Raw genomic sequence first — 12,329 nt, forward strand, 5'->3', positions numbered from 1 at the left:
AATTCGCGGGAATGAGCCTTTATAGGACGTTCCATGCCGGGCGTTCCGAAGAGCCTCCAGCAGTTTGGCACAGACCATGCTCTCCCCTCCGGGTGACTTGGGCGATTCCAGTGGCAGGACGTCGCGGTGGGCCCACGACCTCCAGCCTCTGGAAATCGGCTTGCCACCGGCCAAACAAGGAGGCCTGAAATGTCCTATCTCAACCCGTCTGAGTTCGTGACCAAGCTCGTGGACCAGGGCGAATCCAAGGTCTACATGAGCGAGCGCGACACCATCCTGCGCGGTTTCATGGCCGGTGCCACTCTGGCCCTGGCGGTGGTGTTCGCCGTCTCGATCGCGGTAAATACCGGCTCGTTCCTTCTCGGGGCCATTCTCTTCCCCGTCGGCTTTTCCATGCTGTATCTCATGGGCTATGACTTGTTGACCGGGGTCTTCACGATTATCCCGATGGCATGGCTCGATGGCCGCCCGGGCGTGACGTTACCGCGCATGCTGAAGTCCTGGCTGCTTGTTGGTATCGGGAATCTCGCCGGCTCCCTGTTTATCGCCTTTTTCGCCTTTATGTATTTCACTGATGGCTTCAATGCCGCCGTCAACGACATTGGTCAGAAAATAATGGCCGTCGGCGAGAAACGCACCAGCATGTACGCCGATGCCGGGTTCTGGGGCCTGCTCCACCTGTTCATGCGCGGCATGTTCTGTAATTGGATGGTCTCGATGGGTGTCGTCGGCGCGGCGATCTCGACGAGCGTGCCGGGCAAGGTCATCGGCATGTGGATGCCGATCATGGTCTTCTTCTACCTCGGCTTCGAGCACTCCGTGGTGAACATGTTCCTCTTCCCAACCGGACTCATGATGGGCGCGGATTTCACGTTCACCGACTATCTCCTCTGGAACGAGATCCCGACGGTGCTGGGCAATATCGCCGGCGGACTGGTCCTGGTCGGCCTGGTGCTCTATACGACCCATGTCCGTACCGGGGCCAAGAAGGAGTTCCCCGAGGTGGCCATGGCCAAGTAAACCACGGAGGGGCCGGTCGCCGGCCTTCTCCCTAAACCCGTGTCATGGGCCCGGCCGCAAGGCCGGGCCTTTTTCTGCTTTTCGGCAAGCGCCAACGCACAGCATTGGTGAGCTTCTCCCTTCCCCTGCACCCCTTCGAGGCAATGTGCTGGCGGTAGCCAGGACGGTTGAATCCCGTAAACGGTTGTTTGTGCGCATTTTAAGAAGCTGTGCAGGAAGTGGCATTGCCATTGCTTCTTAGGCGGTTAGCGAGGCCGGGTCCATCCGGTCCGGGCATTGGGAAGCCAAGGGAAACCGCCATGACGGAACGACTGGTACTTGTGGGAAATGGTATGGCCGGGGTGCGCACCCTGGAGGAACTGCTCAAGCTCGCCCCGGAGAAATACGCCGTCACGGTGTTCGGCGACGAGCCCTACGCCAACTACAACCGCATCCTGCTGTCCCCGGTGCTCGCCGGCGACAAGACCATCGACGAAATCTGCCTCAACGGCCGCGACTGGTACGAGAACAACGGCATAGAGCTGCGGACGGGGACCGCGGTCGCGGAGATCGATCGTGGTGGGCGTCGGATCATCGCGGCTGATGGCACGACCGCCGACTACGACCGGCTGATCCTGGCCACCGGCTCGCGTCCGGTGCGCCTGCCCATCCCGGGCGCCGACCTCCCCGGGGTGGTCACCTTCCGTGACATCGCCGACGTCGAGGCCATGACCGAGGCCAGCGCCAAGCACGACAGGGCGGTGGTCATCGGCGGCGGCCTGCTCGGCCTGGAGGCGGCCCACGGCCTGCGCGAGCGCGGCATGGAAGTGACCGTGGTGCACATCGCCGACCACCTCATGGAACGCCAGCTCGACGCCCCCGCCGGGCGCATGCTGCAGCAGTCCATGGCCGAGCGCGGCATCCGTTTCGAGCTGCCGGCCACCACCGAGGCCATCCTCGGCGAGGAGGCGGCGACCGGCATTCGCTTGAACGACGGCCGCGAGCTGGATGCCGGCCTAGTGGTCATGGCCGCCGGCATTCGCCCCAACACCGGGCTGGCCGAATCCTCCGGCATCTACTGCGAGCGCGGCATCTTGGTGGGCGACACCATGCAGACCTTCGACCCGCGCATCTGGGCGGTGGGCGAGTGCGTGCAGCACCGCGGCGCCACCTACGGCCTGGTGGCGCCCCTGTTCGACCAGGCCAAGGTGGCCGCCAACCACTTGGCCGAGGCCGGAACCGCCCGCTACGAAGGCTCGGTGACCTCCACCAAGCTCAAGGTCTCGGGCATCGACCTGTTCTCCGCCGGCGACTTCCACGGTGGCGCGGACAGCGAGGCCATGGTGTTGGCCGATGCCGCTGGCGGCGTCTACAAGAAGCTGGTGATCGAGGAAAACCGCATTGCCGGCGCCGTGCTGTTCGGCGACACCATCGACGGCTCCTGGTACTTCCAGCTCATGCGCGACGGCACGGACATCTCGGAGCTGCGCGACCAGCTGTTGTTCGGCCAGGCCCACCTGGGCGACGCCGGTCACGGCGAGGGCAACCGCGTGGCGGCCATGGCCGACGACGTGGAGATCTGCGGCTGTAACGGTGTGAGCAAGGCCGACATCGTCCAGGCCATCGGCGACAAGGGCCTGTTCACCCTGGAGGACGTGCGCGCCCACACCAAAGCTTCTTCCTCCTGCGGCTCGTGCACCGGGCTGGTGGAGTCGTTGCTCGCCTCCACGGTAGGCGAGGGCTATGAGACGACCCCGGCGAAGAAGGCCCTTTGCGGCTGCACCGAGTACAGCCACGACGAGGTGCGCGCCGCCATCCGCGACCATGCCCTCAAATCCATCCCCGAGGTCATGCACTTCCTGGAGTGGGGGAGCGAGGACGGCTGCAACAAGTGCCGGCCGGCGCTGAACTACTACCTGTTGTGCGCCTGGCCGGGCGAGTACGCCGACGACCCCGCCTCGCGGTTCGTCAACGAGCGCGCCCACGCCAACATCCAGAAGGACGGCACCTACTCGGTGGTGCCGCGCATCTGGGGCGGCGTCACCAGCCCCGCCCAGCTGCGCGCCATCGCCGAGGTGGCCGAGAAATACGAGGTGCCCACGGTCAAGTTCACCGGCGGCCAGCGCGTGGACCTGCTGGGGGTGGCCAAGGAGAACCTGCCCCAGGTGTGGGCCGATCTGGCTGCCCACGGTTTCGTCTCCGGCCACGCCTACGGCAAGGCGGTGCGCACGGTGAAGACCTGCGTCGGCCAGGAGTGGTGCCGCTTCGGGGTGCAGGATTCCACCAGCCTGGGCATCGAGCTGGAGCATATGGCCTGGGGCGCGTGGACCCCGCACAAGGTCAAGCTGGCGGTCTCCGGCTGCCCGCGCAACTGCGCCGAGTCCACCGTCAAGGACGTCGGCGTGGTGGCGGTGGAATCGGGCTGGGAGATCCACGTGGCCGGGAACGGCGGCACCAAGGTGCGCGCCTGCGACTTCCTGACCCGGGTGGATACCGCCGACCAGGTCAAGGAACACACGGCGGCCTTCCTGCAGCTCTACCGCGAGCAGGCCCACTACCTGGAGCGCACCGCCCACTGGGTGGAGCGCGTCGGCCTGGCCCCTATTCGGGAGCGGGTGGTGGACGACGGTGACGCCCGGGCGGCCTTGGCCGAGCGATTCTGGTACGCCCAGTCCTTCGCCCAGGTCGATCCCTGGCGCCAGCACGCCGAAAGCGCCGACCAGCGTCCCTACATCCCCCTCAAGGAGGTGGCCGGCTGATGGCCGCCACCGAACGGGAGAAAACCATGACCGACACCGAATGGCTCGACCTCGGGCCGCTGGATGCCATTCCCGCCCGCGGTGCGCGCGTGGTTCGCACCGCCGGCGGCGACATCGCCGTATTCCGCACGGGGGACGACCATGTGTTCGCCCTCGACGACCGCTGCCCCCATCGCGGCGGCCCGCTTTCCGAGGGCATCGTCTACGGCCACCGGGTGGCCTGCCCCCTGCACGACTGGCGCATCGAGCTGGCCGGTGGGGAAGCCGTGGCTCCCGACGAGGGCTGCGCCCGAACCTATCCCGTCGCCGTGGTCGAGGAAAAGGTGTTCCTCCAGGTCCCGACCCAGCGCTCCGCCTCCTCCTCCCGGAAGACGGAGTCAGCCTCATGAGGGGGGTAACGGCCCGGGAGGATGGGCTGGCCTATCTTCCTCTGTTCCACAACTTCCGAACCCAACCCTGTCTGGTGGTGGGCGGCGGTGAGGTGGCCGAACGCAAGGTGGGCATGCTGCGCCGGGCCGGGGCTCGCATCACCGTGGTGGCCCCGGATCTGACCGATGGGCTGGCGGCCCTTATGGCCGATGGCAGCATCGCCCATAAGGCTCGGGCCTTCCGCGACACCGACGCCGCCGGGCGGGCGCTGGTCGTGGCCGCCACCGGCAACGCCGAGGTCAATCGGGCGGTGGCGGCGGTGGCCCGGGAGCTTAACGTCCCGGTCAACGCCGTGGACGACCGCGCCGCCAGTAGCGCCATCATGCCGGCGGTGGTGGACCGGTCCCCCCTGGTAGTGGCGGTGTCCAGCGGCGGGGCTTCCCCGGTGCTGGCCCGCCGCGTGCGGGCGCGGCTGGAGCGCGACCTCGAGCCCGGCCTCGGGCCCCTGGCCGCCCTGGCCGACGAATACCGCCACCGGGTCCGGGAACGCCTTCCGGACTTCGACGATCGCCTCCGCTTCTGGGAGCGGGCGCTGGACGGGGAGGCCGGACGGGCAGCGCGCGCCGGGCGGGACGCCGAGGCCCGGGCCGCTATGGAGGCCGAGCTGGCGGCGGACCGTTCCACCGCCGCTAATACCGGCGAGGTCTACCTGGTGGGAGCGGGGCCCGGGGATCCGGATCTGCTTACCCTCAAGGCGGCGCGCCTGATGGGGGAGTGCGACGTGGTCCTGCATGACCGCCTGGTGCCGTCGGCCATCCTCGACCGGGTGCGGCGCGATGCCGAGCGCATCCCCGTGGGCAAGGCCGCCGGCTGCCACAGTCGCCCCCAGGGGGAGATCAACGGCCTGCTCATCGACCTGGCCCGGGCCGGGAAACGGGTTCTGCGCCTCAAGGGCGGCGACCCGCTGGTGTTTGGACGCGGCGCCGAGGAGTGGGAGGCCGTAACCGCCGCCGGCATCCCCTGCCAAGTGGTGCCGGGCGTTACCGCCGCCAGCGGCTGCGCTGCGGCCACTGGCATCCCCCTGACTCACCGGGGGGTCGCTGAATCGGTGACCCTGGCCACCGGCCATGGCTGTCGCGGCGAACCGGAGCACGACTGGGCGGAGCTGGCGCAGGACCGGCGCACCAGCGTGTTCTACATGGGGCTGGGCAACCTTCCCCGCCTCCGCGACCGCCTGCTGGTTGCGGGCCGGGCACCGGATACCCCCACGGCCGTGGTGGTGGGGGGCACCACCCCCGCCCAGGAAGTGGTGACGGCGACCCTTGCGGAGCTTCCGGAGGTCACGGACCGCCTGCCACGCCGGTCCCCGGCCCTGATCATCGTCGGCGAGGTGGTGCGCCTGCGGGGCCGCCTCCTGGGCACCCCTCTGGAGCCGGCCCCGGCCCCCGGGGGTGGCGAGGTAAGACCGTCTTGGTAGGGGATGGCGCCAAGGGGCGGCTTCGGGGGAGGCGCGTGGCCCTTCCGGAGAGCCGCGAGCTGGACCTGCTGGCCCGCATGCTTGCGGACCGCGGCGCCGAGCCGGTGCGCTGCCCCCTGGTGAGCATCCGCGACAACCCGGACCGGGAGCCGGTGCTCGATTGGCTCGACCGGCTGTTGGGGGGCGAGCTGGACCACCTGGTGCTCTTCACCGGCGAGGGCCTGCGCCGGCTCCTGGCGGTGGCCACGGAGCGCGGGCGACAGCGGGAATTGGTCGCGGCCCTGGCGCGGATCCCGGTGACCGCGCGCGGTCCCAAGCCAGCCCGCGAGCTCCGTCGGCTCGGCCTGCAGCCTGACCACGCTCCCCAGGAGGCCACCACCGGCGGCCTCATCCACAGCCTGTCCGCGCTGGGGCTGAACGGCCGCCGGGTAGGGGTGCAGCTCTACGGAGCCGAGCCCAACGAGCCCTTTATGGCCTTCCTGCGCGAGGCCGGGGCCGAACCGGATCCCGTGGCCCCCTATATCTACGCCTCCGAGGCCGAGAACCGACGGGTAGCGGAACTGTTGGACGAGCTGGAAGGGGGGCAACTGGACTCCATCGCCTTCACCAGCAGGCAGCAGGTGCGCCGGTTGTTCCAGGTGGCGGGGCGGGTCGGCCGGGAGGAGGGGCTGGCGGCCGCCCTGTTGGAGACGCCGGTGGCCGCCGTGGGCCCGGTGGTGGCGGAGGCCCTGAGCCAACGGGGGGTCCCCCCAGCCATTACCCCCCAAGGCAGCTATTTCATGAAGCCCCTGGTGCGGGCCCTGGAGTCGGAGCTGGGTGGCTTCGGGTGAGTCGCGCCCTGGTTTGGGGCAACTCCCGGGCGCTGGCCTCCAACATGGTGCATCCGGCCCCCTCCTGGGCTTCCTTGTTCTGTTTACCTTCCTGATTTTGTGTCTTTGCCCGTCTTTGGTGCGGATCTTGCCTCCCGGTGCCCCCAAACGGACCAACCCGGAGGCCCCATGGACGTGCATTCCGCCGCTGCCGACACCCTCTTCGTTCTCCTCGGCGCCATCATGGTGCTGGCCATGCACTCCGGCTTCGCCTTCCTCGAAGTGGGCACAGTGCGCAAAAAGAACCAGGTCAATGCCCTGGTCAAGATCCTGTCCGATTTCTCCGTGTCCACAGTGGTGTATTTCTTCCTCGGCTACACCCTGGCCTACGGTTCCGGATTCCTGCTGGGAGCCGAGGAGCTGGTGGCGGCCAACGGCTACGAACTGGTCAAATTCTTCTTCCTGGCCACCTTCGCGGCCGCCATCCCCGCCATAATCTCGGGCGGAATCGCCGAGCGGGCCCGCTTCGGTCCGCAGCTGGCGGCTACGGCCCTTCTGGTGGGCCTCGTTTATCCCGTGTTTGAGGGCATCACCTGGAACGGCAATTTCGGCTTCCAGGACTGGCTCGCGGCTACCTTTGGAGCCGGTTTCCACGACTTCGCCGGTTCCGTTGTGGTTCACGGCGTGGGCGGTTGGGTCGCCCTGGCCGCTGTGCTTTTGCTGGGGCCCCGCCACGGCCGCTACGGGAAGAATGGGGTTGTCTATGCCCACCCGCCCTCCAGCATCCCCTTCTTGGCGCTGGGGGCCTGGATCCTGGCGGTGGGCTGGTTCGGCTTTAACGTCATGTCCGCCCAGGCCGTCGACGGGATCAGCGGCTTGGTGGCCCTAAACAGCCTCATGGCCATGGTGGGCGGCACCCTGGCTGGCCTGTTCGTGGGCCGCAATGACCCGGGGTTTGTGCATAACGGCCCGCTGGCGGGCCTGGTGGCGGTGTGCGCCGGCTCCGACGTCATGCATCCAGCCGGGGCCTTGGCCACCGGGGCGGTGGCCGGCGCCCTGTTCGTGGGCACCTTTACCCTCACCCAGAACCGGTGGAAGATCGACGACGTGCTGGGGGTATGGCCGTTGCATGGCCTGTGCGGCGCCTGGGGCGGCATCGCCGCCGGTATCTTCGGGGCCAAGGCACTGGGCGGCCTGGGCGGAGTGAGCCTGGCCGCGCAGGTGGTGGGCACCCTCCTGGGCGTGGCCATCGCCTTGGCGGGCGGGGTGCTGGTGTACGGCGTGCTGCGCAACCTGGTCGGTCTCCGCCTCTCCCAGGAGCAGGAGTTCGAAGGCGCCGACCTTTCCCTGCACCACATCGAATCCGAACCGGAGTTTGATGGCGTTTTACGAGGCTGACAGGGCCCGGACCAATTTCCTCCCCAACCCCCTCGGGAAAGGGGGGAGGCAGGGGTAAGCCCTCTGGGGGAAATGGAAGGTAAGGTTTCGAAGTGGGACACCAGGGGGTATCCAGGTGGTCAGAGGCGAGCGAGGTAATAACCGTCCGCATCCCGGTCCATAGGCCCCGAGTTCGAACCCTGTCCCCGGCGCCCCCGGCTCCTTCCGGTGCAATGGCTTGCCCTTCCAGGGCAAGCCATTTTTTCAACTTGTCGGGGTCTTCCCCCTCCCCCCCATCCCGGAATCCTGGCTAGTCCTGGGAGCAGTCCGCCAGACGTCCATGGCTCCCTTCAGCTAGCGCCTTACAAGCTCGCGATCCGACCCAATCCTCCTGTCCGTGGCCAATGGAAGGGGGCATGCCCGACAAACCGTTTCGCATGGCTGCCGTTGATCCACCCCCATACGGGTAGCGCGTCGGGGCGCGCCCCAACCGGATCCCGCACCAATATGGGGCGGCGGCGGCAATTCCCGCACCATGCTGGCCTAGCACCTCCGCCTTCCTTGCATCCACCCGACGGGCCCAAACCTGCCAATTTTCTTTCAAAAAAACAGTATATTAACCAAAGATCCGGTTAGCTTGGGGGCGTAATGGCACGGCCATTGCGATATCCGCCAATAGAGTTTGGTGGAAACCCGTAGAGGAGAAGAATCTGGTGTTGATGGAACCGGCGGGGATACTTGCCCTGGGCTTCGGTCTGGGCGCCCTCCATGCCCTCGACGCAGACCACCTGCTGGCGGTGACCGGCCTTTCGGGATCCGAAACCAGGCAGTCCGGCGGTCTACGCTACTGCCTTCCCTGGGCCTTGGGCCACGGGATGGCCCTGTTCGCGGTTGGCGGTGCGGTGCTGGCCCTCGATCTGGCCATTCCGCACCGTTTGAGTGCCTGGGCCGAGATCCTGGTGGGGGTACTGCTCGCCTACATCGGTGCCCGGCTGGTGGGAAACTGGTGGACGGAGCGATACCCGCGCGGGGAGGGCGAGGCACCACGGTCCCGGGGCGCCTACCTGGTGGGTTTGATCCATGGCACGGCCGGAACAGCCCCCCTGCTGGCGGTCCTCCCCGCTGCGGCAATGCACTCGGAATGGGCGGGACTGGCCTACCTGGCCATCTTCTGCGTGGGGGTCCTGACCGCCATGCTGGCCTTCGGCGGTGTGCTGGGCTCAACCATCGCCGCACTGGCCCGGCGGCGCGACCGCTCCCTGGGCATGGCTCGCGCCGGCATCGGGATCACCGCCTTCACCATGGGCCTGGTTTTGGTGGGGGAGACCTGGGCCCATGGCTGATCCGGCCCTTCTCCACGAGGGTTGGCGCGGCGAGCTGCGCCTCGGCTTCCGGCGGCGCGGCGCCCGCACCGTCCTCTCGGAGCGCCGCCACCGGGGCCCGCTCCTGGTTCAGCGCCCCTTCTACCCCGAGGCGGACGGCACCTGCCACGCCTATCTCCTCCATCCGCCTGGCGGGGTGGTAGGGGGGGACCGGCTGTTCCTCGGGGCGACCCTGCGCCCGGAGAGCCGGGCGGTGATTACCACCCCGGGCGCCAACAAACTCTACCGCAGCGAGGGACACGGGGCGGTGGTGGACCAAAGGCTGGTAGTGGGGCGGGACGCCGCATTGGAGTGGCTGCCCCAGGAGACCATCGCCTTCGCGGGGAGCCGCGCCCGGCTGCGTACCCGCGTGGACCTTGTGGAAGGCGGCCGCTTCCTGGGCTGGGAGGTGCTCTGCCTGGGTCGCCCCGCCGTCGGCGAGGGCTTCGGCCACGGCGGCTGCCGCCAGGAGCTCGAGATTTGGCGGGAGGGGCGCCCCCTGCTGCTGGAGCGTGCCTCCCTCACCGGTGGTTCCGGACTGCTGCAGGGCCCCTGGGGCCTTCACGGGCAGCCGGTGACCGCCACTTTCGCTGCCGTTCCCGGAGGTCCCGAGGCGGTGGCGCTAGCACGTGGGGTGCTCGGCGCCCCTTCGCAGGCCTTCACCGTGACCCTCCTCGACGATGTTCTGGTGGCCCGCTATCGCGGACCGGATGCGGGCGAGGCCCGCCAGGGGTTCCAGGCACTGTGGGCGGCCCTGCGCCCGGGGCTGCTGGGGAGGCCGCCGGTGGCGCCCCGCATCTGGCGAACCTGAATCTGTTACCCAAGGAGAACGGCATGGAGCTGACCCCCCGTGAGAAGGACAAGCTGCTGCTGTATACCGCAGCCATGGTCGCCCGGGAGCGCAAGGAGCGCGGCGTGAAGCTGAACTATACCGAGGCCTCCGCCTACATCGCCTCGGCCCTGGCCGAGGGTGCCCGCGACGGACGGGGGGTGGCGGAGCTCATGGACTACGGCCGCGGCCTGCTCAGCCGCGACGACGTCATGAGCGGTGTGCCGGAAATGCTGGAGGAGGTGCAGGTGGAGGCCACTTTCCGCGACGGCACTAAGCTGGTCACCGTCCACAACCCTATTCCCTGACACCACGCAGGAGCGAACCGTGATCCCAGGTGAGATCTTGCCGGCCGAGGAGGCCTTGGCCCTCAACAAGGGCCGCGAAACCGTCCGGGTCACCGTGGCCAACCCCGGCGACCGCCCGGTCCAGGTGGGCTCCCATTTCCATTTCTACGAGGTGAACCGCGCCCTCGATTTCGACCGCGCCGCCGCCTACGGCTTCCGGCTGAACATTCCGGCGGGCACCGCCGTGCGCTTCGAGCCCGGCCAGCGCCGGGAAGTGGAGCTGGTGGCCTTCGCCGGGGCCCGGCGGGTCTACGGCTTCAACGGCCAGGTCATGGGGCCCCTGGAGGAAACGAAATGAGGCTGGAGCGCGACGCCTACGCGGAGATGTACGGCCCCACCGTGGGGGACCGGGTGCGCCTCGGCGACACGGAGCTGTTCCTGGAGGTGGAGGAGGATCGCACCGTCTACGGCGACGAGGTGAAGTTCGGCGGCGGGAAGGTGATCCGCGACGGCATGGGCCAGAGCCAACAACCCGCCGCCGAGGTGGCCGACGTGGTCATCACCAACGCTTTGATCCTCGATCACTGGGGGGTGGTTAAGGCCGACATCGGCATCAAGGACGGTCGCATCCTGGGCATCGGCAAGGCCGGCAATCCGGACACCCAGCCCGGCGTGGACCTGGTGGTGGGGCCGGGAACCGAAGCCATCGCCGGGGAGGGCCTGATCGCCACCGCCGGGGGGATCGACGCCCACATCCACTTCATCTGCCCGCAGCTGGTGGAAGAGGCGCTGACCTCCGGGGTAACCACCATGCTCGGCGGCGGCACCGGCCCGGCCACGGGCACCAACGCCACCACCTGCACCCCGGGGCCGTGGAACCTCCACCGCATGCTCCAGGCCGCCGACGCCTTCCCGGTGAACCTGGGGTTCCACGGCAAGGGCAACGCCAGCCGGCCGGAGCCCCTGGAGGAGCAGGTGGCCGCCGGCGCCTTGGGCCTCAAGCTCCACGAGGACTGGGGCACCACCCCGGCGGCCATTGACAACTGCCTTTCCGTCGCCGAACGCTACGACGTGCAGGTGGCCATCCACACCGACACCCTCAACGAATCGGGCTTCGTGGAGGATACCCTGGCCGCCTTTAAGGGACGCGCGATCCACACCTACCACACCGAGGGGGCCGGCGGCGGTCACGCCCCCGACATCATCCGCGCCGCCGGGCAGACCAACGTACTGCCTTCGTCCACCAATCCCACTCGCCCGTACACGGTGAACACCGTGGACGAGCACCTCGACATGCTCATGGTCTGCCACCACCTCGACCCCAACATCCCCGAGGACGTAGCCTTCGCCGAGTCGCGGATCCGCCGCGAGACCATCGCCGCCGAGGACATTCTCCACGACATGGGCGCCTTCGCCATGATCGCCTCCGACTCCCAGGCCATGGGCCGGGTGGGCGAGGTGATCAGCCGCACCTGGCAGACCGCCCACAAGATGAAGGTCCAGCGCGGCCCGCTGTCTGAGGACGGCGGCAACGCCAGCGACAACCTCCGCGCGCGGCGCTACGTGGCCAAGTACACCATCAACCCCGCCCGCACCCACGGCATCGCCGAGGAGGTGGGCTCCCTGGAGGCGGGCAAGCTCGCGGACATCGTGCTGTGGAAGCCCGCCTTCTTCGGCGCCAAGCCGTCGCTGATCCTCAAGGGCGGCATGATCGCGGCCGCCCCCATGGGCGATCCCAACGGCTCCATTCCCACGCCGCAGCCGGTGCACTACCGGCCCATGTTCGGGGCCTACGGGGGGGCGCGCGCCGCAACCAGCGTGACCTTCGTCTCCCAGGCCGCCGCCGAGGCCGGCATCGGCGAGGAGCTGGGGCTGGCCAAGCCGGTGCTTCCGGTACGCGGCACGCGGACCGTCACCAAGGCCGACATGGCCCTCAATGACCGCTGCCCCGAGCTCAGCGTCGACCCGCAGACCTACGAGGTGCGCGCCGACGGCGAACGGCTGGCCTGCGAGGCGGCGGCGGAGGTGCCCCTGGCCCAACGCTACTTCCTGTTCTGAATCG

Annotated in this window: 11 protein-coding genes; all 11 read left to right on the forward strand. The window is 68.6% G+C overall.

From position 1 onward, the window contains the following. Positions 1-189: 189 nt before the first annotated feature. Positions 190-1,020: a formate/nitrite transporter family protein gene (locus AN478_RS07095; RefSeq protein ID WP_054965929.1), complete on the forward strand. Its 831-nt coding sequence runs from the start codon at positions 190-192 to the stop codon at positions 1,018-1,020. A gap of 299 nt (positions 1,021-1,319) precedes the next feature. Beyond that, positions 1,320-3,758, forward strand: coding sequence for a nitrite reductase large subunit NirB (nirB, locus tag AN478_RS07100; RefSeq protein WP_054965930.1), 2,439 nt, complete (start codon positions 1,320-1,322; stop codon positions 3,756-3,758). After that, a complete protein-coding gene (gene nirD, locus AN478_RS07105; protein WP_231627355.1) occupies positions 3,758-4,147 on the forward strand; it encodes a nitrite reductase small subunit NirD in 390 nt (129 codons plus the stop codon). The genes nirB and nirD overlap by 1 nt, the downstream gene beginning before the upstream one ends. A gap of 26 nt (positions 4,148-4,173) precedes the next feature. Then, positions 4,174-5,604, forward strand: coding sequence for a siroheme synthase CysG (gene cysG, locus AN478_RS07110; RefSeq protein ID WP_082432997.1), 1,431 nt, complete (start codon positions 4,174-4,176; stop codon positions 5,602-5,604). A 35-nt stretch (positions 5,605-5,639) separates the two neighbouring features. Continuing rightward, positions 5,640-6,434, forward strand: a complete 795-nt coding sequence (locus AN478_RS07115; protein ID WP_054965931.1) for a uroporphyrinogen-III synthase — start codon at positions 5,640-5,642, stop codon at positions 6,432-6,434. A gap of 168 nt (positions 6,435-6,602) precedes the next feature. Next, the gene (locus AN478_RS07120; RefSeq protein ID WP_054965932.1) at positions 6,603-7,811 is read left to right on the forward strand and encodes an ammonium transporter; all 1,209 of its coding nucleotides are present in this window, start codon (positions 6,603-6,605) and stop codon (positions 7,809-7,811) included. A gap of 698 nt (positions 7,812-8,509) precedes the next feature. After that, complete coding sequence (locus AN478_RS07125) at positions 8,510-9,133, forward strand: urease accessory protein UreH domain-containing protein (RefSeq protein ID WP_074471300.1); 624 nt, start codon at positions 8,510-8,512, stop codon at positions 9,131-9,133. After that, on the forward strand, positions 9,126-9,962 hold the full coding sequence (locus AN478_RS07130; RefSeq protein ID WP_054965934.1) for an urease accessory protein UreD: 837 nt from the start codon (positions 9,126-9,128) through the stop codon (positions 9,960-9,962). Before AN478_RS07125 ends, AN478_RS07130 begins: the two co-directional genes overlap by 8 nt. A gap of 23 nt (positions 9,963-9,985) precedes the next feature. Then, entirely contained in the window at positions 9,986-10,288 is a 303-nt protein-coding gene (gene ureA / locus AN478_RS07135) for an urease subunit gamma (RefSeq protein WP_054965935.1), read from the forward strand. Between the two features lie 19 nt (positions 10,289-10,307). Beyond that, entirely contained in the window at positions 10,308-10,625 is a 318-nt protein-coding gene (locus AN478_RS07140) for an urease subunit beta (protein WP_054965936.1), read from the forward strand. Further along, complete coding sequence (gene ureC / locus AN478_RS07145; protein WP_054965937.1) at positions 10,622-12,325, forward strand: urease subunit alpha; 1,704 nt, start codon at positions 10,622-10,624, stop codon at positions 12,323-12,325. The genes AN478_RS07140 and ureC overlap by 4 nt, the downstream gene beginning before the upstream one ends. The last annotated feature ends 4 nt before the right edge of the window (positions 12,326-12,329 follow it).

Origin of the sequence: Thiohalorhabdus denitrificans (genome assembly GCF_001399755.1) — a bacterium.
Taxonomy (GTDB): Bacteria; Pseudomonadota; Gammaproteobacteria; order Thiohalorhabdales; family Thiohalorhabdaceae; genus Thiohalorhabdus; species Thiohalorhabdus denitrificans.

Coding starts and splice junctions, on each gene's coding strand:
- AN478_RS07095 (WP_054965929.1), top strand. CDS start 190: ATGTCCTATCTCAACCCGTCTGAGTTCGTGACCAAGCTCGTGGACCAG.
- nirB (WP_054965930.1), top strand. CDS start 1,320: ATGACGGAACGACTGGTACTTGTGGGAAATGGTATGGCCGGGGTGCGC.
- nirD (WP_231627355.1), top strand. CDS start 3,758: ATGGCCGCCACCGAACGGGAGAAAACCATGACCGACACCGAATGGCTC.
- AN478_RS07120 (WP_054965932.1), top strand. CDS start 6,603: ATGGACGTGCATTCCGCCGCTGCCGACACCCTCTTCGTTCTCCTCGGC.
- AN478_RS07125 (WP_074471300.1), top strand. CDS start 8,510: ATGGAACCGGCGGGGATACTTGCCCTGGGCTTCGGTCTGGGCGCCCTC.
- AN478_RS07130 (WP_054965934.1), top strand. CDS start 9,126: ATGGCTGATCCGGCCCTTCTCCACGAGGGTTGGCGCGGCGAGCTGCGC.
- ureA (WP_054965935.1), top strand. CDS start 9,986: ATGGAGCTGACCCCCCGTGAGAAGGACAAGCTGCTGCTGTATACCGCA.
- ureC (WP_054965937.1), top strand. CDS start 10,622: ATGAGGCTGGAGCGCGACGCCTACGCGGAGATGTACGGCCCCACCGTG.